Here is a 22203-nt window from a genome sequence, read left to right on the forward strand (position 1 = left end):
CTCAGAGCCGCGCGACGTAGGCTGCCAGATCCTGGATGTCGGCGTCGCTCAGACCCTGCGCGACCTCGTTCATCGCCGGGTCGTAGCCTGGCCGGGCGTTCGACTTGTAGGCCGCGAGGGCCCGGGCGAGGTACTCCTCCCGCTGCACCCGGATCCTGGGAATTGCATCCCGGCCGGCCAAGTCGGCGCCGTGACAGGAATTGCACTGGTGCTTTGAGATCAGCGCCTGGGCGCGCGCCACCAGGGCCGGGTCCGCGGCCGTCCCCGACCAAGCGGGGGCCGGAAGGGCCGCGACCGCATCGGCGTAGGTGCGCAGGTCGTCGTCGGAGAAGCCGGTGGCGATGTCGTTCATGGGCTCCGCCGCACGCTGCTTCTCCCGGAACTGGAACAGCTGCGTCACGACGTAGTCCGCCTGCTGGCCGCCCAGCGAGGGCACGCCCTCATTCTCCGAGGTTCCGCCCCCGTGGCAAGCGATGCAGGGGGCGAGACGCTCCTGCATCGCCGCATCGGGCGCAGCCAGCGCCGCACCCGCCAACAGGACCCCGAGGGCCGAGGCAGGCCCCCGGATCAGCCCGATCCTCGCTCCGCGGCGCATCACTGGCCGTAGCTGACACGGTAGATCGCGCCGTTATAGTCGTCCGAGACGAGCAGCGACCCATCCTTGGCGACCAGCACGTCGACCGGGCGGCCGGCATATTTGTTGTCCTGGAGGAAGCCGGTCAGGAACGGCTCCACGGCTGCGACCTTGCCGTCCGGACCCGGCCGCGCGACCACGACGTCGCCGCCGAGCTTGGTCGTGCGGTTCCAAGAACCGTGCCGGGCGATGAAGGCGGCATCCTTGTAGGAATCCGGGAACTGCGCGCCGGTGTAGAACCGCATCCCGAGCGAGGCCGTGTGCGGCCCGAGCAGGCCCGCCGGGGCGGTGAACTCCGTGCAGGAATGGCCCCAGCCGTATTCGGGATCCGTGAACGTGCCCTGGTGGCAGAACGGATAGCCGAAATGCTGCTTGCCCGGCTCCGTGAGCACGTTCAGCTCATCGTTCGGGATGTCCTCGGAGACCCAATCGCGGCCATTGTCCGTAAACCAGAGCTGCTTGGTCTTCGGGTTCCAGTCGAAGCCCACCGTGTTGCGCACCCCGCGGGCGATCACTTCGGCGTTCTTGCCGTCGAGATCGATCCGGCGGATCTGAGCGTGCGTGTCCGGGGGCATCACGATGTTGCCGGGCGCGCCGACCGGAACGTAGAGCTTGTTGTCCGGCCCGATGGCGATGAACTTCCAGCCATGGGCTTCGTCCTTGGGCAGATCATCGTAGACGAGGCTCGGCTTCTCGGAGCCGTCAAGATGGTTGGCGATGTCGTCGTAGCGCCAGATCTTCGACAGCTCGGCGACGTAGAGCGCGCCTTCGTGGAATGCGACACCGTTCGGCCGGTGCAGCCCCGACGCGATCGTCTTGACCTCGCGCTTGCCGTCCGGCCCAGCCTGCGGCAGCACCGCGTAGACCTTGCCGACCGTGCGGGTGCCGACGAACAGCGTGCCGTCCGGCGCTTGCGTCATCGAGCGCGCATTGGCGAGGCCGCTGGCATAGACCTCGACCTTGAAGCCCTCCGGCACCTTCAGCTTGTCGAGCGGCAGCTTGGCGGCGGCCGTCGCCAGGGGCGGCCCCGCGACCGGCGCGAGCTTGGCCGCGTCCCCGCCTTCGGGACGTCCGTAGAGGGCCGAGCCGCGGTCGACCTGCACGCTGGCCGGCGGCGCGGAGCTGGCCTTCGTCTCCTGCGCACGCACTGCGTCCGGGGACGCGGTCCCGAAGCCCAGACAGGCGAGTGCGGCGACGAGTCCGCGGGTCAGAATCGGCTTGGTGACTGGCGTCATGATGTCTCCCGAGATGGCCGGCATCTTGGATCGCCCGGTCCGATCTGCATTCTCTATTCAACGTCTGACCGCGCAATGCGACCCCTTCGACAACCCTGGCGCGACAGCGGGATGCCCCCGTAACGCATCTTTCGCGATCCAGCGCCGCCGGCCGATCCGGGTGCGGTGCCGGCCATCGATGGTCATGGTCGGGTCCACCCGCGAAAACCTTGCGTTTTGGCCGGTGATCTCCGAAAACGCGCGCGTCCGGAACGCTTGAGCTTGGCCGGGGACCGCGGCGCGCGCCGTGGCCAGGCCCACGCAGCGTTCCGATCCGGTTCGAGGACACGGTTCGATGATCGATTACGCGCAGGCGCGGCGGATGATGGTCGACTGCCAGTTGCGGACCTTCGACGTGAACGACAACGCGGTGCTCGACGCGTTCGACACGGTGCCGCGCGAGGCCTTCGTGCCGAAGGGCCGCGAGCCGTTCGCCTATATCGATCAGACCCTGCGGCTCGACGGCGCGAACGGCGAGAGCCGTTGCCTGCCGGCGCCGATGGTGCTGGCCCGGCTGATCCAGGCCCTGAAAATCCGGCCCGGCGCCAAAGCCCTCGATGTCGGCACCGGCACCGGCTACGCCGCCGCCGTGATGGCGGATCTCGGCGCGGATGTGACGGCGCTCGAATCGGTGCCCGACCTCGCCGAGACGGCCCGCGCCAAGCTCGGCACCACGGCGCGGGTGATCGAGGGTCCCCTGCAGGCGGGCGCCCCCAAGGAGGCGCCCTTCGACGTGATCCTGATCAACGGCCGGGTCGAGGTCCGGCCGCAGGCGCTGCTGGACCAGCTCAAGGACGACGGCCGCCTCGCCTGCGTGTTCGGCCCCCACCGCAACGCCAAGGCGACCCTGTTCGTCCGCGCCGGCGACGCCTTCGGCTCCCGCCCGCTGTTCGACGCCTCCCTGCCGCTCCTCGACGCCTTCGCGGCGGAGGTCGGGTTCGCGTTCTGAGCTTTTGGAGACGGGTTTTCCAAGCTCGACCTGATTCTGAACTGCCCGCCTCAGGCTAAGCGCGGGGTTTGCGGCAGCCGGAACCGTCGTTGCGAGCGCATCAGATCAACCTCGGGTAGCGCCCTCGCCCTGAACATCGCGGCCGCTTCGGATCGCTTCGCGACGACGGCGCATGGGCCTGCGCAGCGCAGGGATGACCGGCCCGGACCCGACATCTTCGTCCCCGAGAATCTGGGATGCCCGAAGCAAGCGCCCCTCTGCGGCGCGGCCACCGTATTGCTGCGGCGCACAAGACCGGCGCGTCTGCGGCAGGCGTTGCAACCGTCGGGACGAGGCCGCGACGGCGCACACGCCTCGCCCGGGCCTCGGCACTTCTCCGCCCTTCCCCCTGGACCAGAACTATATAAACCCTCTAATAAGGCAGAACTTGAACGCTAAAATTCGCTGAAACTGCTGGTGAGCCGAATGGGTGCGCGCTTGATGCGGAATAAATGGGTATTCCCAACCGTTGCAGCCTTGGTCGGCCTCGCCACGGTCGCCGGATGTCGGGAGCTGAAGGCGGAAGGCGAGCCGCTGCAGCTCTGTCGGTTCAAGAAGGTCTTCGCCGACGACTTCAACGACTTGAGCGTTTCGAAATCCAACAACGAGCGGGCGCGGTGGTCGGCGCACACGCCCTGGAACGGTGATTTCGGCGATGCACAATTCATCGACCCGATCGACATCTTCGCCGATCCCGAGAAGAACGCGCCGTTCATCGTCAAGGACGGGATCCTGAAGATCCGGGCGCGGAAGCACGACAACGGAAAGTGGACCTCCGGCCTGCTCTCCTCGGCCGATCCCACCACCGCCGGGTTCGCCCTGATGTACGGGTATTTCGAGGCGCGAATGAAGCTCCCGCCCGGTCCCGGTGTGTGGCCCGCCTTCTGGTTGAACGCCAACAAGCCGAAGGACGACAAGACCCCGTCGGTGGAGATCGACGTGCTCGAATATTACGGCCAGTTCCCGGACGGATTCCATTCGGTCTGGCACGTCTGGGACAAGACCGACCCGAAGAAGAACAGCGGCGGCGAGATCATCACCTCGGTCCCGAGCGGCTCGCTGAACGACAACTTCCACACCTACGGGGTGAACGTGACGAAGGAGTGGGTCGTGTTCTACCTCGACCGCCGCGAGATCGGCCGGACGCCGACGCCGCCCGAGCACACCAAGCCCCTGATGATCCTGGTCAATCTCGCCCTCGGCTCCGGCTGGCCGATCGACAAGACTCCCAACCCTTCCGATCTGCTGGTCGACTACGTCTACGCCTTCGCCCCCGACGAGACGAAGCGCGACGCCATCTGCAAGGAGTAAAGCTGATGGCCCGGCGCCGGGCCATCGGATTGAGGACGCGGGGGGAGATTGGATATCCCCTCGCCTGTACGGTGATTCGACGGATATCGCAGGATCAAACAGTGTCCTGACGATCAAATGCCACGAATCATCGTCCTTTTGATTGCATCCGCGGGCACAGACTGAAAATCGCGATTGCCATGCTTCGGACAGGTCGGGCATGCGGGATCGCGACCGGGCTGCACCTCCGCAACGGCGATACGCACGGGTTTCGAGGGCTCAAAAGCATCATGCTCCTTCCCAAAACAGCGGCTGCCCGGATCATTTCCTGCGACGTGTTCGATACGCTGCTCCATCGCGACCACCGGTCGGAACGCCAGCGGTTCAACGAGATCGCGGTGCGCGCCGCGCAGCTTCTCGCCGCCGAGCGGCGGATCGTGCGGCATCCCGGGGCGATCTACGACGCCCGCATCGAGGTCCAGAAGCAGGCCTACCGGGCGCTCGACCTGTCCTGCCCGACGGGAGACGTGCGGTTCGCCGACATGGTCGATGCCATGGGCCGGATCCTGAGCCTCGATGCGGAGGCGGCGGAGATCCTGCATCGAGCCGAGATCGCGGTCGAGATCGCCCAGCTGAAGGCGAATACGCCGCTCCTGACCTGGCTGGCCGAGCAGGCGCGGGCGGGATGCCGGATCATCGCCGTGAGCGACACCTATCATCGCGGCGAGACGATCGCCCAGTTGCTCGCCGCGCGCGCGCCCGATCATCCCGTCGCCCACATCTATGCCAGCGCCGACCACAACGCGACCAAGCGGACAGGCGCCCTGTTCGGAGTCGTGCTGCGCCAGGAGGGCGTCGCAGCCACCGACATCCTGCATATCGGCGACGACACCACCGCCGACGTGACGATGGCCCAGGCCGCGGGGTTGCGCTCCCTGCAGGTCCTGCGGCCGAAGCATCTCGTGTTCCGGCGCCGGGCCGATGCCTTGCGCGCCCGCGCCCTGCACGGGCTCCGGATCCGGGCGGCGCACGCGCCGCGCGCGGGTGCGCCGGCGTGACGGCGCCCGATACCGGCCCGCTCGACGCGGAGACGTTCGGGCGCAGCGCGCTGGGGCCCATCCTGGCGGAGTTCTGCCTCCGCCTCTGGCTGTTCGAGCGCTTCCTCCAGGGCGACGATGCCGTCCTCCTGTTCTGCGCCCGGGGCGGCCTGCGGATGCGGCTGGCCTACGAGCACTTCCTGGCGCGGACCGGCCTGCCGCAACGCTTGCCCCGCGCGGATCTGATGGTGTCGCGTCTTGTCGCGGCCCGAACCGCCTTCGACCCGCCGAGCCCGGGGGTCCTGTCCGAGCTGGAGCGCGAGTTCAGCGGCCAGTCGATGGCCGAGATCGCCGCCGCCCTGTCGCAACGCGACGACCTCGACCTGCCGCCCCCCTGGCATGCGCCGTTCGAGGCAACACGCTTCACCACCCTGCTGGCCGGCACCGAGCCCGGCGTGGTGATCCTCCGCCAAGCGGTCGCCGAGCAGGATGGCCTGTTCCGCACCCATCTGACGGCCTGCACCGGCGCGCGTTGCCACGGAATCCTGGTCGATACCGGGCTGTACGGCAGCACGGTGCGGATCCTGCAAGAGGGCATTCCAGATCGGCAATGGTCCGGGCTTCAATTCGCCCGCTGCAATTACAAGCGGCTTCCGACGCCGCATTTCGCGCGCACGTTGGGCCTCAGCGTCGAGAGCGACGGCTACAAGCCCTGGGAGGTTCGGACCTCGGCGCTCCGCTTCTGGCAGTTGATCGAGTCCTGCCTCGAGCCGGAGCTGTCCAGCGTGCGAACCTTCACGGCCTCAGCCGATGGCGGGCCGCCGCGCGCCAATCTCCAGGTCCCGGGGTGGGAGAGCCGCATCGCGCCGGAGCAGCCGGGCCTGTTCACCGGCGTCCTCGCTTACATCGATGGCCTCACCCCGGAGACACTCCACCGGGTCCCGGAGGATGCGGCCCGTGCCTGGCAGCACCTCAAGGAGGCCGTGGTCTGGCCGAGCGAGCAGGCGGTGGCGACCTTGAGCCTCGGGCACCGATCCCGGGACTTCGGACGGACCGAACTCCGAGCGCAATTTGCCGGAGCGGGCAGCACCAGCCCTTTGAAGCAGATCCGCGAAAGCCTCTGGCGCGAGGGCGCGGTCGTGCGCAGCTTCCCGCGGGGCGGCCGCCTGGCGCTCCCGCTCATCGAACTGATCTATGCCGCGCGGGCGCTGCGCTCGGAGATGCGGGCCCTGCGTCGGCGCGGCCGGGCGACCTGAGAGATTCGCCGTCAGAGGGAACCGGCGACCGCCGTCCTGGCCCGGGCTGAAATCGCTGCGCAGAACACGGATATAAGTACTGATCCGGATGTAGTTCATCTCTCTGCGCCGCTACAGATTCCGAGCAGCTGATCCATCCGCTCGCTTGGCTCGCCGGCCCGCGAGGTGGGCTCGGCTCGACAGCATCGCCCACGATTGTTGTCGTCCGGATAGCGCGCCAGAATTGCTCGTTCAGTAAATTACGTACTGATCCGGCTTAACGATCTTGCCGTTAAGCGGTTGATATTTCGATTGAATGATTGCGCCAACGGGCATCAGAGCTACAAAATCCGATGCGCAGTGAAATTATATCGACTGCCAAAACGTTAATGACCGGATGAACGCAGTTCCCCGTCATACGGATGCCAGGGACGTATTACCATGTTAGAAATATATCAGACCGAGACCTACGCGGAGAACAATCCGAGTTGGCACGAGGAAGACGCGCCCTGGAAAGCGAAGCAGATCGCACAGATCATCAATAAGAACGCGATCACGTTCGATCGGCTCTGTGAGGTCGGCTGCGGAACCGGGGAGATCCTTCTCAACCTGGAGCGGTCCTTCGATTTCTCAAAGGGTTACGGCTACGAGGTCTCCCCGCACGCCTATCAACGGGCCAGGAGGAAGCAGACCAGCCGGACCAAATTCTATCTCGAAAGCGTGTTCGACGCCGCGGCATCGCCGTTCGACCTGATGCTGGTGATCGACGTCATCGAGCACGTCGAGGATTATATCGGCTTCGCCGAAAAATTGCGCCCCCTCGCCAAGTACAAGATCTTCCACATCCCGCTCGATCTGTCGGTGCAGTCGCTGTTACGGGAACGGCCGATCATGAATCTCCGGAAAAGCGTCGGGCATTTACACTACTTCTTCAAGGAATCGGCGCTCGCGACCTTGAGGGATTGCGGATACACGATCATCGACCACGCCTACACGGCTGGACGCCTCGAACTGCCCAATCAGGCCACGTCGAGCCGGCTCATGAAAATCCCGCGCCGGGCCCTGTTCGCGCTGAACCAGGACCTCACCGTGCGGATCCTCGGCGGCTATTCCCTGCTGGTGCTGGCCGAGTGAGCTAGGCCGACCGCGACCCGGACGATCCTCGGCCGCAGGGGTCGCGCCGCAGCCGCGCCGTGCAGATGCGCGACGTCCATTTCTTGTACACGGCCTGGAGATAGCGTAAGGATCGTTTCCTCAAGGAGTGTTTACTATTAATAGTGCCGCGATTGTGCAAAACGGGTTGTAGCAGTTGAAACGGAAGCGGCGGCTTGAGAGGGTGTCATTGAACACCTCAAATACTCAGAAGCATTGCCGCTCATGTCGGTTCAATTCAAAAATTATAGTTCGAATATCGACAGGAGTATATCGTTAGTATGACGGCGGCTGAATCGTTCGGGATCAATGGTCGCTTCCTGACGCAACCGATGACCGGCGTTCAGCGCTACGCATGGAACGTGACCCGGGCGATGAGCCAGGCCGTGGCCGCGCGCGGGGCCACGATTCCTCTGCTGGCACCGCCCGGCGCCCAGGATCCCGGCTTCGCCGGGACGCCGCTCAAAGTCATCGGCCGCTCGGGCGGCCATGCCTGGGAGCAGGTCGTCCTGCCGCGGGCCTGGCCGGGCCGGTTGCTCAACCTCTGCAACACCGCGCCCGCCCTCAGGGCGGACCAAGTCGTCTGCATCCACGACGCGAACGTCTTCCTCGAACCGGAGAGCTACAGCGCCTCATTTCGCGCCTTCTACAAGACGCTCCAGCCCTTGCTGGCGCGGCGCGCGGCGCGGATCGCCACCGTCTCGAGCTTCTCGGCTGGGCAGATCGCGCAGCACCTGTCGGTGAAGGCGTCCGACATCCTCGTCCTGCCCAACGGTCACGAGCACGTCCACGCCTGGGACCCGGACCAGGCGACCCGGGCGCCGTCGGCGCTGCGCCGCAATCCGGACGGCACCGAGCGCCCGTTCGTGCTGGCGCTCGGCTCGCGCGCGCGCCACAAGAATCTCGGCCTGCTGCTCGGCTTGGCGCGCGAGTTCGCGAGCCTCGGTGTCGACCTGATCATCGCCGGCGGCCAAGCGGGCATCTTCGCGGCGGAAGAGCTGCAGCGCAGCGACAACGTCCAGCATCTCGGCTTCGTCACCGATCACGATCTCGCCTACCTGCTCGAACGTGCCCTGTGCCTGGCCTTTCCGTCGCTGACCGAGGGCTTTGGCCTGCCGGCGCTGGAGGCGATGGCCCGGGGCTGCCCGGTCATCTCGACCGATCGCGCCAGCCTGCCGGAGATCTGCGGCACCGCCGCGCTCTTGGCGCCCCCCGACCAGCCAGACCTCTGGCTGGCGCATGTCCGGGCGTTGCTGGCGAGCGCCACGCTTCGGGAAGACCTGATCGGCCGCGGCCGCATTCAGGCGGCCCGGTTTTCCTGGACCGAGACTGCGCAGGGCTACCTGGATGTGATGCGCTCGCCTGGGCGGCGGGATGCCGGGCGCCCGCGCACCGCGTCGACGCCGCCCAGCATCGCCGTGGTCATCGCGACCCTGGGGCGCCCGGAGGTCGTGGCGCAGACGCTGCGGCGCATTCTCGATCGGCAGACCTACAAGCCCGCCGCCGTAATCATCTCATGCATCAAGCCGGAGGATGCCGGCGACGCGGCCGGCTGGGGCGACGTCACGGTGCTGACCGGCCGCCCCGGTCTTGCGGCACAGCGCAACACGGCGCTGGCCGCCCTGCCCGACGGAGTCGAGATCGTCGCCTTCTTCGACGATGATTTTGTGCCCGAGCCCAATTGGCTCGAAGTCGCGGCTCGGACATTCCGCGACGAGGCGGACATCGTCGGCTTCACGGGCGACGTGCTGGCGGACGGCATCAAGGGCCCCGGTCTGAGCTTCGCCGAGGTCGATCGCCTCCTCGCGGCGACCGGGCCGGTCGAACCGACGCCGCTGATCGAGCCGTTCAGCCCCTACGGTTGCAACATGGCGTTCCGGCGCTCCGCCATCGGGACCCTGCGGTTCGACGAGCGCCTGGTCCTGTATGGCTGGCTGGAGGATCGCGATTTCGGCGCAGCCCTGAGAGCCAAGGGCGGACGGCTCGTGAAATGCATGGCGGCGCGCGGCGTCCATATGGGCGTCAAGGGCGGGCGGATCGCCGGCGATCGGCTCGGCTATTCGCAGGTGGTTAATCCCCTGTACATGCTGCGTAAGGGAACGATGACTTACGCTCAGGTGCTGGATCATTTATTTCGGAATTTCACTAGCAATCTGGCGCGATCGGCTGTCCCGGAACCGTTCATCGATCGGCGCGGTCGTTTACGGGGCAATCTACGGGGCGCGGCCGACGCCCTCCTGGGACGGCTCGAACCCGAGCGGGCCCTGCAGATCCGACCGAAAGCCGTGAGATGACCGTGCACAATCAAAATCGGATCGCGCCGGAGCGGCCGCAGGCGGTCTGGCCGTTCCCGGAGGCGACCTCCGTGGGCGTGCCGGACGGTCCCCTGGCGGTGATCTCGGCCGCCCTGAAGGCGGCCAAGCGCCACAAGTTCGTCGTGGCCCTGTGGATCCTGTTCTGCGTCGGCGTCGCCCTGCTCTACGCGATGACCGCCACGCCGCTCTTCACGGCGACCGCGACGCTGCTCCTGGAGCCGCGCCGCCAGGCCGGTTCGGGGTCGCCGGAAGGCTCGCTGGCGCCGAGCCTTGATGTCGGCCGGGCCGAGAGCGAACTCCAGGTCCTGCGCTCCGAGCGTCTCCTGTCCAACGTGTTCAACAGCCTCGGGCTCGCGAACAATCCCGAATTCGGCACGCCGCCCTCCGGCAAGGCCGAGACGCGGCGCTTGAGCCTCAAATCCCTGCTCGGCATTCCGGAACCGCCGCCGCCGAGCCCCGAGGTCGTGCAGCAGCGGCAGTTCGAGACCTTCGCGCAGCAATTCACCGTGCGCCGGGTCGGCCAATCCTACGTCGTGGAGGTCGCCTACACCTCCCCGAACCCCGACTTGGCGCGACGGGTCGCGAACGCGGCCGTCTCGGCCTACCTCTGGCAATCGATCGCCGCGAAGGCCGATGCCGCCAAGAACGGCGCGGAGTTCCTGCAGGGCCGCGTCAACGCCTTGTCGTCGCAGGCGCGGTCTGCGGCGGCCGCGGTTTCCAGTGGAAGCCTGCCCGACGCGCCGACGCCGGATGCCGATGCCCGCGTGATCGGCGCGGCGCTCCAACCCCTCACGCCGTCGGCGCCCCGCAAGACGCTGATCCTCGGCCTCGGCCTGACGGTGGGTCTCGTCGGCGGACTTTTGGCCGTCGCCCTTCGGCAAGCCCTGGATCGACGGATCCGGACGCCGCAGGATCTCGTCCAGCGCGTCGGCGTTCCCTGCCTCGCCGTCATGCCCGACGTCTCGCGCAAGAGCGTCGCCGGCCGTCGCGGCCCGAGCGACCTGAGATCCGCGACGACCCTGTGGCTCGGCAACAGCGGCTTCGCCTCCGGCATCCGTGACCTGCGGACCTCGATCCAGCTCGCCCTGTCGAGCCGCCCCGGCGAAGCCGAGACCGTCGTCGCCCTGGTCGGCTGCACGGCGAATTCCGGCACCTCGCTGATCGGGCTGAACTTGGCCCGGATCATCCAGGAGAGCGGGCGCCCGGTGACGATGATCGACGCCGACGTGCACGGGTCCGCGCCGCGGTCACTGACCTACGATTTCGACACCTGGGAAGGGACCTGCCTGGCGGATCTGATCGAGGATCCCGCCCGCATTCCCGGCGCCAAGCTCCTCGATTACGGCGGGATCGCGGTACTGCCCGCACGCCTGCCCAACACGGCTGTCAACAGCCGCGTCTACCTCGGTGCGCCGTCCTTCCACAAGGTGATCGAGCACATGCGGCAGACGGGCTACGTCATCCTCGACCTGCCGCCCCTCTCGGTCTCGGCCGAGACGCGGGCCGCCGCGCGGCGGGCCGATGCGGTGGTCATCGTGGCCGAAGCCGGACGCACGACCGTCGACGAATTGTCCGACGCCGTGAACGGGTTGCGGAGCGCCGGCGCCAGCGTCATCGGCGCCATCCTCAATCGCGTCTGATTGCCCGCTGCACGTCGTGCTCATGCTCCGACGCGCCTTCCTGGGCCGAGCCGGCCTCCGGCTCGACGGAAGACCTGCGACGGTCCGAGCGAAGCCGCGCCGGCGTGGCAGTCTTGCGGGGATTGCCGCTCCTGCAAACCATCCTTCGGAGTATCGTTGATGCCAGCCGCGACCGGTCGAAAGATCAGAGTCCTCTATTGCCAGCCCGGCACCAGCGTCTTTGCGGGCATCGAACGGGTCAATGACGAGATCTGCACGGAGCTGGCCAAGACCTACGGCGACGCATTCGACGTCGATGTCCTGCTGGTGTCCGAGCACCGCAATTATCCGTCCACCCCGCGGGCCTACAACATCGTCAGGCGCGCGGTCTCGTCACGCCTGGGTCTCATGCGGGCGTTCCGCAGCGTCGTCCGGGACAAGCGCTACGATCTCGTCGTGGTCCCGCAGATCGATCCAACGGTGATCTTCTGGTTTGCGCGACTGGGCTTGAAGCGGCCTATCGCGATGCACCTGCACGGAAATCCGCGCCGGGAGAACGGGCATCTCAAGGCGAAGATCCTGTTCTTCCTCCTCCGGCATCTCGTCCTGCGACAGGTGACGGTGGTGTTCGGCACCTCGCCCCGGCAGCTCCGAGCCTTCACCGAGGATTTCGACTGCCGCAGGCCGACCGTCTGGGTGCCGAACCCGGTCCGGAAATTCGAGCCTCCGGCAGCCGAGGAGAAGCCGCCGGCCGGCTTGGTGACGTTCGTCAATGTCGGACGCTACGACTACCAGAAGGGCCAGGACCTCCTGATCGACGCGTTCGCCCGGCTCTACGAGCGGCGCCAGGACATAAGGCTGCGGCTCGTCGGCCATGGGGCCGACGAGCCCGCCCTGTCCGATCGGATCCGACGCCTCGGCCTGTCGGAGGTGGTCAAGCTCGAATTCCATCCGGATAACCCGCAGCGGGCATTGTATGCCAGCGACGTGTTCGTCGCCACGTCGCGATGGGAGGGCTGGTCGCTGGCGATCTGCGAAGCGCTCCGGTGCGGGCTCCCGGTCATCTCGACCGATTGCGAGTTCGGACCCAGCGACATCCTGGTCGACCGCCGCCTGGGGCAGCTGGTCCCGTCGAACGACGAAGCCGCGCTGGTGGAGGCCATGAACCACTACTGCGACCATATCGCCGAAGAGAAGACGTTTGCCGACTTCCGACGGCACAACATCGAGCAGTACAGCGTCGAGAACACGGCAAAAATTCACGCCGAAGCCATCCGGCGAGCTGTCGGAGCCGATTTGGCCGCGTGAACGCGCCGTCATCGAGAACGCAGCGAAAGCGACCGGCTCCCTTGCGCGCCGGTCGCGGCCCCGTCCGACCCTGGCCCGATCGCTACCGCAGCGCGGATCGCATCGATGCCAGGGCGAGAGGGTCGGAGACGAGCCCTGCGGACTGCGCGGTGGGGAGCCGCTCGCGTTCCGGCCAGGCAGATGCGACCCCGGCGAAGACGTAGAACAGCAGGCTCTGGTCGACCGTAGGCCCGGCAATGATACTCCCGGTCAGCAGGGACAAGCAGGCAAGACGAGACGCTGCGCGCACGTCGCTCGAATAGCTCCGGGGCTCGCCCCGGCGGACGCCGAACACGGTCGCGAGGAACAACAGGTAGAAGACCGCGCCCGGAACGCCGACATTCGACAACACCGCCAGCGGAAAGCTGGAGGTCCGGTTCGTCCCGAGGCCGACCCCGAGGCCCCGTGAGTCGAAGAAATTCTGCCAGGCGAGCGTGTTCCAGTACGAGCGCTGGACGCCCGAATCTGTCTGCGCCTTGCTCAAGATCAGCGTGTCGACATACTCGTAGATCCTCTCCGCCACGCCTTCGGTGACCAGCACGAGCAGCACGATCAGGCAGAGAACCAGCGGACCGAGGACGACCGTCGCGGCGCTGAAGCGATCTTGCGGGCGCATGCTGCACCGCTGCACGGCCGTGACGTAGAGGAGTCCCAGGACGACCACCGAGCCGACCAGCCCGGTCGATGACGTCGAGATCACCACGAACAGCAGCGACAGCAGGGCCAAGGACCCGGTGACGAGGGGATTGCGTCCGCAGAGCCACAGCATGCCGGTGAACCCGAGCGCCCCCAGCGTCATGCTGGCGAAGGCCGAGGCCTCCGGCCAGGAGCCGATGATCCGCCGCATCGTGCCGATGGTCTCCTCATCGTGGAACGTGTACTGGGCGTTCCGGATGAATTGCAGCGCCTCCTGGGTGCCGGTCGCGCTCGTGAGCAGGTCGAGGATGCCGAAGCCGATATTGGTGGCTGCGTAGGCGGTCAGCGCGGTGGCAAGCGTCGCAAGACCCCGTTGCGTCGACCCGACGGTCGCGATCATGAGGAAGCAGACGAGGTCGCCGATCAGATAGATTGGCTGGGTCAGGTTGCTGGAGACCGGTCCCAGCGGCACGGCGCCGTCATAGGTGCTCAGATGCGTCGAAGTGCCGAGCGGGATGATGTAGGTCGCATCGGCGAACAGACGCGGCATGACATAGCTGCTCAGCACGCCGTACAGGACCAGACAGAGCAGCCAGAAGCCGGGCTCGGTGATCTTGAGCGCCTCCAGCATCGTGATGGAGGTCTTGCGCCAGAACAGCGTCGAGATGGCCAGGAAGACGAGAAACAGGTGTGCCGGCTGAACGTTGGCACCGCCGAGCAGCAGCGCGGCGGCTGACCCGAGCGTGCAGAACACGACGAACGCCACCACCGTCGATCGGGTGCCGAACAACAGGCAGAACAGCCCGACAACGATCGTGATGGCGCCGATCGGCTCGAAGCTCATGATCCGCTTGCCTCGAGGTCAAGACCGATAATTTGGCCGAGGATCGCGTCTTCCCGCGAGCGAACCGGCATCGCGTCCTACCGATCCGTACTTTCCGCGGCGCGACGCACGGCCTCTGCGGAGGCCGGCCCGGTGCGATTGGCGTTGCCGCCCTCGGGCGGGCGGCGCGGCCCGGAGACTTGCGGCGCCTCCCCGGACCGACCGCTCGGGTTCCGGACGAGGGTGACCCGGACGACATCGCCGGGCTCCACCTGGGCATCCTCCTGCGCGAACCAGGTGCTGGACCGGTCGCCGACCCTGCGGGTCACCTCGTAGCGCGGGATCAGCATCTCGCCGCCCTCCTCGCCGCTGCCGAGCATCTGCGACTCGGCATCCGCCGAGAGCCGCCCGGCGGTCAGCGTCTTCTCGTCGTTCTGCCCGAGCTTGAGGCGCGTCTCCGCCGCATCGGCCAGGGCGTCGCGGCGGAACCGGGACCGGAGCTCGATGATGTCGCGCTCGGCCCGCGTCAGGCTCTGCTGAGCGCGCAGCGTCGCGACCTGAACGTCCAGCCTGTTGCTCTCGAACGCGGCTTGGCTCTGCTCGGCGGCGAGCTTGCGCGGCGTGATCGTGAGTCCCTTGGCGACGAGGTCGTTGACGAGGTTCAATTCACCCCGGCTCAGCTCGATCTGGCGATCGAGGGATTTAGCCTTGTTCTCCAGGGCGCTGATCTCGGCGCGGAAACTGACGATGGATTGCTCGATCGCGGCGATCTCCGCCTTGACCGCGTTGCGCCGCGTCTCGAACAGGAGCTGCTCGCCGCGCATGGCCTGATCGGCCCGCGCCTTGTCGGGGGCTGCTTTCAGATCCTCGCCGAAACTGACGGACTCCGCACCGGCGATCTCCGCGTCCAGCCGCGCCTGCTTGGCGGCCAGCGCGATCCGCTCTGTGACGAGCGTGCGCAACTCGCCGCGCGTCGTCACGATCTCACGCCGGATCATCCGCGGATCCAACCCGCGCATGAGCCCCTCCGCGGTGCTGACCGCCTGGAGAACGGTCAGGCTGGGCTGATATTCGAACTTGCCCGGCCGCTGGACCGCACCGGTGATATAATACGGCCGGTATCTGGCGACCTCGACCGAAGCCGCCGGCGTTTCCGCGAGATCGGCCGCCTGTTTCAGCGAGGTTCCGATCGCCTCGGCCAGATCGGTCGGGGTCCCGCCGGCCGCCTTGATCTGGCCGATCAGAGGCATCGACACCGTGCCATCCGCGGCCACGGAGAACTCTCCGTTCAACGCGGTCCACGAATACGCCTCGCCAGTGTTGCGCCGCAGATCGTAGACGCGAATAGTCAACCGATCCTGCGGGCCGAGCAGGTATCGGCCCGGGGCTTCGGCAGCCGGTGCTGCGAGAACGCTGGCAACCACGAACACGCAAGACGCAGCGATCTGCCGCCAATACATCCAAGTCTCCCAAACCGAAACCGGCTTCCGGCAAAATACTTCGGCCAACAACCTCTATTAGGGCGCCGAGCCGCACTGCGTCGCAGGATGTTACTGTATACGATATCAGGCCGCACTCAACCCGCTCGGCAGTTTACGCCACGCTCGAACCGGCCGATCACGCTGAAAACCCGATGCCATGGCAAACAAACACATGCCGATCCCAGGCATCCGGAGACAGCACATCCCTGCCGGACGCCTGTCGCGATCGCGATTGATCCCGCCAGGTCATTGTCGCAGGGAGCGCACGCGAAAGCCGCACATGTGCATCGACGCGGCATAGACGAGCGCACCACAGAGGGTCATGGCGGCGAGCGGCGCGAGCGCCCCGATCTCGACCCGTCGCAACGCTTCCTCCAAGGCGAAGACCGAGGCCGCCATGACGATGCAAGACAGGCCGACCTGCCAGAGATTGCCCAACTGCACCGCGATACTGACGCCGATCACACGGCGCGCATAAACGGCGCTGACCAGCAGATGGATGACCGCGGCCAGGACTCGCGCATACAGCATCAGCAGCAGACCGCCCGTATAGAACGCCACCGTCATCAACGGGATCTTCACCGCGGCTTCGAACATGTTGATTTTCAACAACAGGTTCGGCTCGTCGACCGCGAGGCACAGTGAATAGACCGGCTGGTAATAGGCGGTGAACATGATCGCCAGAGACAGCCACCGCAAGTATACCGCCGCGGAACTCCATTGGCTGCCGAGGATGACATTGACGATCTGGTCCGATGTCAGCGCGATTCCGATCCCGGCCGGCAATGCGATGAACATCGTCAGGCGGGCCGCCTTCAGGAACGAGAGGCTCAGACGCCTCCGGTCGTCGGCCATGGTGGCGAAAGCGGCCATGACCGGGCGCATGGCCGGACCGATCAGGCTCTGGGTCGGCATGACCGAGAAGTCGCTGGCCAGGCTGTACCGGCCCAGAACCGACTTCTCGACGTTGTACCCCAGGAACACGCGGTCGTATTGCCAGCTGAACGCGGTCAGAATCTGCGCCGAGGTGAACCAGCCCGTGAACGCCGAGAAGTCGCGCAGCTTTTCCAGGGAGAGCTTCGGCGCGTACGGGGCCAGCACGTAGGACAGGATCGTGGGTATCCAGGCCGATATGACGGGATTGATCACGAGCGCCCAGTATCCGCCCCCCGCATACAGCGTCGCCACGGAAATCAGCGCGGCGATGATCTTTCCGGAGAAGTCCGTGACGAAGGAGACGCGGAAATCGAGATCGCGGTAGAAATGCACCATCGCGGGGCTGGCGAGGCTCCGCGCGATCGGTGCCAGCGCGAGGAACAGGATGAGCGCGACGAGACGTGAATCGTCGTAGATATGCGCGACCGGCCAGGCGGCGAGCATCATCAGAACCGCGACCACGCTGCCCCGCAGCAGGCCGAGGGTGAAGGCGGTGTCCAGATGCGATCGCTCGATCCTCGGGAGGCGCATCAGAGCCTGCACCAGCGGCACTTCGAGAATCATCTCGACGATCGAGATCAGCGACACCGCGATGGCCGTGAGGCCGAAATCCGCCGGCGTCAGAATCCGGGCGAGGACGAGCAACGTTACGAGGTCGATCATGCGCGCGGACGTCCGGGCCGCGACGCTCCAGCCGGCACCGCGTAACGTCTTGAGGGTGAGCATAAACCGATCCTGCGGGGAACGACATTGAGCGGGATCGCGGCCGGCGCGAAACGTGCTGCTTCTATCGATGATATTGGACCCGGATAAGGGCAATATGGCGATGATAAGCTCAGTCCGGCCTAATTACCGGACCTGCGACACGACGCCATGCTGACTGCGTCTCCACGACCGTGCCGGTTGCGCCGCGCTCACGCCGCGGACGGCTTGGCCCTGGATCCGGTGGCGCGGTCATAGACCGCGATGACCTCGCGCGCCACGCGCTCGATCCGCAGGTTGTCGATCGCGATCTGGCTGTGAGCGCGCCACGCCTGCAGCAGGTCCGGATCGGTCACCAGCATCCGGAGCGCATCCGCGATCTTGTCGGGCGCGTTCGGCGGCACGAGTATCCCGGACCGTCCCTGATCGAGAAGCTCCGGAATCCCGTCGACCTGCGTGGCGATCACCGCGCAGCCGGCCTCCCGGGCCTCCGAGAGCACCAGGGGCGCCGGATCGGCATGGGAGGGCAGGACGAAGATGTCGGCGCCCAGCATCCACGGATAGGGGTCGTCCTGCGGGCCGGCGAAGGTGATCGCGGCCGCGGAGGCCATCTCCCGGGCCATCTGGGCATAGCTATCCTGTGTCGGGCCGCCGCCGACCACGTAGAGGCGCACGGCCGGGTGCTGCGCGTGCACCGCGTCGAACGCCTGGAGGAGATCGGGCAAGCCTTTGCGCGGATGGAGCCCGCCCACGAACACGATCGCGGGGTGGTCGAGCGCTTTCGGAACCTCGCAGCGATCGGCCATCCGTGCGGAGCCGATGGTCCCGTTCAGCACCACGTCGATGCGCGAGGCCGAAATGCCGCGCTTCTGCATGGACTTCGCCACGGCGGCGCTCACCGCGATGACGCGGTCGCCGAGCCCCATCAGGATCGCGCCCCTCTCGAACTCGTTGTGCACGGTGGTGATCAGCCTGACACCGGCCAGCTTGCAGGCCGGCCAGGCGAGGACGGTGCTCGTCATCATGTGCGCGTGGACGACATCCGGCCGCCACCGCTTGAGCAGCCCCTTAAGCCCGACCATGGATCTCAGAATCCGACCGGGGCGGCGCTCGTGATCGACGATGAAGCTCTCGATGCCGTTCTCCTGAAGCAAGGCGTCGAATTCACCGCCCTGGCTCGCGATGGCGACGGTGTGGCCGAGCTTGGCCTGCGCGCAGGCGAGATCGACGGCTGCATGAACATGGCCGTTCATGCGGCGCGTGTGGTTGAGAAGATGCAGAACTCGCACGTTACACCAACGCTCACTTCGTCCGAGAGCCGCCCAACTTGACATCCGACACGTCGGAACCTTGGCCGGTGAGGTCAGATCCTAATCAACGCAGAAGGTCAATACAAATTGTCTGAAACAATTTGACTACGTATTGTGGGGTTATTCACGGGATAAATGGAAATTTGAGCGATTCTCGGACGCCTGCGATTCTAGTGCGAGGCATTATTTGCACGCAGAAATTGTCGCACCGACCGTCGCCCGACGGAGAACCGGAGCGCGAGAAGGGCCTGTGCTTGGTGCAGGGGCGCCAGGAACATCGCCACGGAGAACAGCGTGTTCGCGATCTTCCATTTCCACGGGCGCGGCTCCGTCAGAATAGCGCGGAGCAATTGCAGGAAGGACCCTGGCCGATATCGGGAGCCTCGAACGAGCGTGGCGGAGAAATCCATAAGCCGAAAGTAGTAGGTCCGCTGGGCTGCGATCAGAGCCGCCTCGGGCCGCAGGTGCCGGACCAGTTCGCGCAGATGCGCCAAGCGCAACTCGAAGCGCCGGAGATCACGCTCGAAGGTCGCGGCCTGCGGGGCACGCCCGACCCCCGAATCATTTCGTCCATGGACACGGTACAGGCCGAGGCTGTCGGCGATGCTGACCACATCGCCCATGAACGGCGCGATGAGCAGGATGACGCCATCGACCGCGCGATCATAGTCGCACTGGTGCAGGATCTCGCAGACATCCCGCCGGAACACGTTCCCCGAGGTCGGCGGCGTCTGGTAGACGCCCGAGCGCAGGATCTCGTCGACGACCCTGTCCTGGCTGCGGAAGGCTTCGAGCGCCGGGTAGCGCTCGACGATGACGTGCCCGGTCGCATCGACGCAGGTCAGGCAGAACTGGACCTTCGCGACCCCGGGATCGAGCATCGGGCGGATCCGGTCGAGCGCGCCGGGCAGCAACTCGTCATCCGCATCCAGGAACAGGACGAACGGCGCGCGCGTCCGGCCGAGACCGTACAGGCATGCCGACCGTTGCCCACTGTTGGCGATCCGATAAGCGCGAACGCCCGTCTGCTGGATGACCTCCCAGGACCGGTCCGTCGATCCGTCGTCGATCACCACGAGTTCGCAATCGGCCGCGTTCTGGCCGACGACGCTCTGGATCGCCCGGCCCACGTAGGTTTCATAATTGAAACACGTGATGACGACGGCGATTCTCGGCTCCCTCTCCACGACTGACGCCCACTCCGTTTCGCGCTCCCGCAGATCAGGCTCGCTCGCGGACGCCTCACGCCGCGCGGCTTCGAGCCCATATCCGGAGCGGAAGCCCGTTCGCGAAGGAAAGCAGGCCCCACCAAGACTCGGAGCCGCACGCGCGCAACGCGCCCGGGGACGGCTCTCAAGTCGCGATGTATCCCCATCGGCCGATAAAATCCACTCGTGCCGACGGCATATACAGTGACTGGATTGCTGAATTCACATCCTTTGCTCTGATGACGCAGGCTCTCAATTTTTCGTGTCAGGCAATTCCAAGCTTACGGTTGAGCATAACTGTGCGCTCTCAACCACCCCAACACGCGAGTCCGAGATGGCGGCAGCCCTGTCCCGTGACGGCTGTTCGGCGTCAGGGGGTTTCCGGCTCGGGCCTGCGCCGGAGATGCGCTTCGGCGTTCTGGGTGGAGACGCGAGCGGTCGGCTGATAATCGAACCCGCCCTGCCGCCCGAACGACTCGACCCCGAAATCGCGCAGTCGCGTCAGCGCCAAAGCGACGCGTTCCTGTGCCCGGTTGACGTAGATCGGATAGGCATTCGGAACGAAGCGGGCGCCCTCCAGCTTCAGGTCGCCGTCGAACAGATGATTGCGCGCGACATGCGACCGGAAATCCCGCTCCGCAATCTCCAGACTGTTCCCCGCTTGGGAAGCGATGACTTCCACGCCAAAATAGTCGCGCCCCTCGGCTTTGCCGTAGAAGTCGGAATACATCGTCAGACGTTTCCAAAACCCATCATGTGAGAAGTTGTACAGGACCGAGCAATCGAAGCCCGTCCTGCCGGAGAAGCTGAAAAACAGGCTGATCAGCGTCACGGACGACAGGGTTTCATCGGTATCCAGCTCACAGATATCGAGGGCCCGGTTGATCGGAATCGTCGACACGACCCGCTCGGCGGTCAAGGTCCGTCCAGCGGCGTCGAAATGGAATGTCGACCCGACTTTTCGGATCCGCGAGACCTCGCAACCGAGCCGGAAAACCGTGCCCTGTCCGCGCAGTTTCTCGGCAGCAACCGCATACAGATCGTCAAAGCCGGATCGCGGCCGGGCGAGTTGTCGATTGGTGGGCGCGGCCGCTTTGTGCGGGCGCAGGTGCCGAAGCATCGCCCTCACGGAGGAGCGCTCCTTGATCCAGAGCATCCGTTTTTCGGCAAAATCGAGATCGACCTTCTCGGCGGCGATGCCGAAGAAGCGCGTCATGTAACTTTCCAGACCCGACCTTTTCAACATGTAGTCGCCGATCCAGTACCGGGCGAAATCGCGCGCATTCCGGATCTTGGAGCGGAATATTCTCGAGTACAGGAGGGAAGATCCGATCCTGACGCAGCCCCACACGCCGGAGCGCAGGATGTCGTCTCTGATAGACAGAGGATAGCCTGCAACGGCGCCTTGCGGCGTCAGCTTCCCCCAGGTCGGGTGGATGGGAACGTAAAGGGGCAGCATCTCCGGAAAATGCGCCAGCAACGGTGAGTCGTCCTGAAATATAAGACTTCCGATGTCGAACGTGTACGGGCCGATCGTACAATCGATATGATTGCCGCCGTACTTCTCGAATTCATCGATGACGAGGACGTGCCGGTATCCCTGCTCATTTAGGACCGCGGCCGAGACGAGGCCGCTGATACCGGCGCCAAGAACGACCGCATCGAAATTTTCAGTCGTTCCAGGGGGTTCGATCGTCGAATTTGCCTGATCAACCATGTCTCATCTCGACATGTCGATTAGAATATCCAATCTTCATCATACGAATGATGCGAGCATCAGCATGGCCGCGGGCGCGATGATGCGGCCATAAAGGTTTCTATCTGGCCCATCGGCGATATGTTCCATTACAAATTGTGATTCGATGGACATTCGTATCGCATCACAGGCAGCTCGGTAAATCTGCGAAGCGGGGCGAGAACGATTTTATTTCCGCGCGCAGATACATTCCTCACGAGGGAGGGGCGGCGCGTGCCGGATCCTGGTCCGACGGATGCGGCGGACGGGACTTCGGAGATGCTGCCTCTCGGGAGGGGCGTTAGAGTGCTCGCCGCCGAAGTGAATTCCGGTTCGGCGCAAGCGAGCGCGTCATATCAAGGACTTAGAGCCGTTCCCGAGTAACTGGGGCAGATATCCGGGCGGTGGGGTTTTGCGGTTTGGCCGTGGCGTGATTCAACACCCGGCATGGCGCTGCCGGATCCCGATGGCCTGGATGCCC

The 22203-nt window shown here is 65.8% G+C and carries 16 protein-coding genes; 8 read left to right on the plus strand and 8 right to left on the minus strand.

The window, feature by feature from the left end; genetic code table 11:
- Position 1 precedes the first annotated feature (1 nt).
- The gene (locus tag MKK67_RS14455; RefSeq protein WP_409568401.1) at positions 2 to 499 is read right to left on the minus strand and encodes a c-type cytochrome; all 498 of its coding nucleotides are present in this window, start codon (positions 497 to 499) and stop codon (positions 2 to 4) included.
- A 95-nt stretch (positions 500 to 594) separates the two neighbouring features.
- Positions 595 to 1869, minus strand: a complete 1275-nt coding sequence (locus tag MKK67_RS14460; RefSeq protein WP_243965735.1) for a PQQ-dependent sugar dehydrogenase — start codon at positions 1867 to 1869, stop codon at positions 595 to 597.
- Between the two features lie 334 nt (positions 1870 to 2203).
- Here MKK67_RS14460 and MKK67_RS14465 point away from each other — a divergent pair, with 334 nt between their 5' ends.
- From MKK67_RS14465 to MKK67_RS14500, 8 genes are all read left to right on the plus strand, one after another.
- Entirely contained in the window at positions 2204 to 2857 is a 654-nt protein-coding gene (locus MKK67_RS14465; protein WP_243965737.1) for a protein-L-isoaspartate O-methyltransferase family protein, read from the plus strand.
- Between the two features lie 465 nt (positions 2858 to 3322).
- Positions 3323 to 4207 carry a glycoside hydrolase family 16 protein gene (locus MKK67_RS14470; RefSeq protein WP_409568402.1) on the plus strand — a complete coding sequence of 295 codons (885 nt, stop codon included), beginning with the start codon at positions 3323 to 3325 and terminating at the stop codon, positions 4205 to 4207.
- 269 nt (positions 4208 to 4476) lie between these two features.
- The gene (locus tag MKK67_RS14475) at positions 4477 to 5244 is read left to right on the plus strand and encodes an HAD family hydrolase (RefSeq protein WP_243965741.1); all 768 of its coding nucleotides are present in this window, start codon (positions 4477 to 4479) and stop codon (positions 5242 to 5244) included.
- The gene (locus MKK67_RS14480; protein ID WP_243965742.1) at positions 5241 to 6479 is read left to right on the plus strand and encodes a glycosyltransferase; all 1239 of its coding nucleotides are present in this window, start codon (positions 5241 to 5243) and stop codon (positions 6477 to 6479) included. The genes MKK67_RS14475 and MKK67_RS14480 overlap by 4 nt, the downstream gene beginning before the upstream one ends.
- Before the next feature lie 420 nt (positions 6480 to 6899).
- A complete protein-coding gene (locus tag MKK67_RS14485) occupies positions 6900 to 7592 on the plus strand; it encodes a class I SAM-dependent methyltransferase (protein ID WP_243965743.1) in 693 nt (230 codons plus the stop codon).
- A 299-nt stretch (positions 7593 to 7891) separates the two neighbouring features.
- Positions 7892 to 9904, plus strand: coding sequence for a glycosyltransferase (locus MKK67_RS14490; protein WP_243965744.1), 2013 nt, complete (start codon positions 7892 to 7894; stop codon positions 9902 to 9904).
- Positions 9901 to 11565 (plus strand): Wzz/FepE/Etk N-terminal domain-containing protein, encoded by a 1665-nt coding sequence (locus MKK67_RS14495; RefSeq protein WP_243965745.1) that lies wholly within the window; start codon positions 9901 to 9903, stop codon positions 11563 to 11565. Before MKK67_RS14490 ends, MKK67_RS14495 begins: the two co-directional genes overlap by 4 nt.
- A gap of 159 nt (positions 11566 to 11724) precedes the next feature.
- Positions 11725 to 12852 (plus strand): glycosyltransferase, encoded by a 1128-nt coding sequence (locus MKK67_RS14500; protein WP_243965746.1) that lies wholly within the window; start codon positions 11725 to 11727, stop codon positions 12850 to 12852.
- Between the two features lie 82 nt (positions 12853 to 12934).
- Here MKK67_RS14500 and MKK67_RS14505 read toward each other — a convergent pair whose 3' ends face one another.
- The 6 genes from MKK67_RS14505 to MKK67_RS14530 all read right to left on the minus strand — a co-directional run bounded on the left by MKK67_RS14505 (position 12935) and on the right by MKK67_RS14530 (position 21704).
- Positions 12935 to 14371 (minus strand): hypothetical protein, encoded by a 1437-nt coding sequence (locus MKK67_RS14505; RefSeq protein ID WP_243965747.1) that lies wholly within the window; start codon positions 14369 to 14371, stop codon positions 12935 to 12937.
- 77 nt (positions 14372 to 14448) lie between these two features.
- Positions 14449 to 15810 (minus strand): polysaccharide biosynthesis/export family protein, encoded by a 1362-nt coding sequence (locus MKK67_RS14510; RefSeq protein WP_243965748.1) that lies wholly within the window; start codon positions 15808 to 15810, stop codon positions 14449 to 14451.
- A gap of 267 nt (positions 15811 to 16077) precedes the next feature.
- On the minus strand, positions 16078 to 17493 hold the full coding sequence (locus MKK67_RS14515) for a lipopolysaccharide biosynthesis protein (RefSeq protein ID WP_243965749.1): 1416 nt from the start codon (positions 17491 to 17493) through the stop codon (positions 16078 to 16080).
- Positions 17494 to 17681: 188 nt separating this feature from the next.
- Complete coding sequence (locus MKK67_RS14520; protein WP_243965751.1) at positions 17682 to 18758, minus strand: glycosyltransferase family 4 protein; 1077 nt, start codon at positions 18756 to 18758, stop codon at positions 17682 to 17684.
- 191 nt (positions 18759 to 18949) lie between these two features.
- Positions 18950 to 19966, minus strand: a complete 1017-nt coding sequence (locus tag MKK67_RS14525; RefSeq protein WP_243965752.1) for a glycosyltransferase family 2 protein — start codon at positions 19964 to 19966, stop codon at positions 18950 to 18952.
- A 391-nt stretch (positions 19967 to 20357) separates the two neighbouring features.
- Complete coding sequence (locus MKK67_RS14530) at positions 20358 to 21704, minus strand: NAD(P)-binding protein (protein WP_243965753.1); 1347 nt, start codon at positions 21702 to 21704, stop codon at positions 20358 to 20360.
- Positions 21705 to 22203 lie beyond the last annotated feature (499 nt).

The sequence above is a fragment of the Methylobacterium sp. J-072 genome (assembly GCF_022829425.1).
Lineage (GTDB): Bacteria > Pseudomonadota > Alphaproteobacteria > Rhizobiales > Beijerinckiaceae > Methylobacterium.

Excerpts from the sequence above, each read along its gene's own strand:
- MKK67_RS14455 (WP_409568401.1), bottom strand. The coding sequence starts at position 499 with ATGCAGGAGCGTCTCGCCCCCTGCATCGCTTGCCACGGGGGCGGAACC.
- MKK67_RS14475 (WP_243965741.1), top strand. The coding sequence starts at position 4,477 with ATGCTCCTTCCCAAAACAGCGGCTGCCCGGATCATTTCCTGCGACGTG.
- MKK67_RS14530 (WP_243965753.1), bottom strand. The coding sequence starts at position 21,704 with ATGGTTGATCAGGCAAATTCGACGATCGAACCCCCTGGAACGACTGAA.
- MKK67_RS14495 (WP_243965745.1), top strand. The coding sequence starts at position 9,901 with ATGACCGTGCACAATCAAAATCGGATCGCGCCGGAGCGGCCGCAGGCG.
- MKK67_RS14510 (WP_243965748.1), bottom strand. The coding sequence starts at position 15,810 with ATGTATTGGCGGCAGATCGCTGCGTCTTGCGTGTTCGTGGTTGCCAGC.
- MKK67_RS14460 (WP_243965735.1), bottom strand. The coding sequence starts at position 1,869 with ATGACGCCAGTCACCAAGCCGATTCTGACCCGCGGACTCGTCGCCGCA.
- MKK67_RS14505 (WP_243965747.1), bottom strand. The coding sequence starts at position 14,371 with ATGAGCTTCGAGCCGATCGGCGCCATCACGATCGTTGTCGGGCTGTTC.
- MKK67_RS14485 (WP_243965743.1), top strand. The coding sequence starts at position 6,900 with ATGTTAGAAATATATCAGACCGAGACCTACGCGGAGAACAATCCGAGT.
- MKK67_RS14470 (WP_409568402.1), top strand. The coding sequence starts at position 3,323 with ATGGGTGCGCGCTTGATGCGGAATAAATGGGTATTCCCAACCGTTGCA.
- MKK67_RS14500 (WP_243965746.1), top strand. The coding sequence starts at position 11,725 with ATGCCAGCCGCGACCGGTCGAAAGATCAGAGTCCTCTATTGCCAGCCC.
- MKK67_RS14490 (WP_243965744.1), top strand. The coding sequence starts at position 7,892 with ATGACGGCGGCTGAATCGTTCGGGATCAATGGTCGCTTCCTGACGCAA.
- MKK67_RS14465 (WP_243965737.1), top strand. The coding sequence starts at position 2,204 with ATGATCGATTACGCGCAGGCGCGGCGGATGATGGTCGACTGCCAGTTG.
- MKK67_RS14515 (WP_243965749.1), bottom strand. The coding sequence starts at position 17,493 with ATGCTCACCCTCAAGACGTTACGCGGTGCCGGCTGGAGCGTCGCGGCC.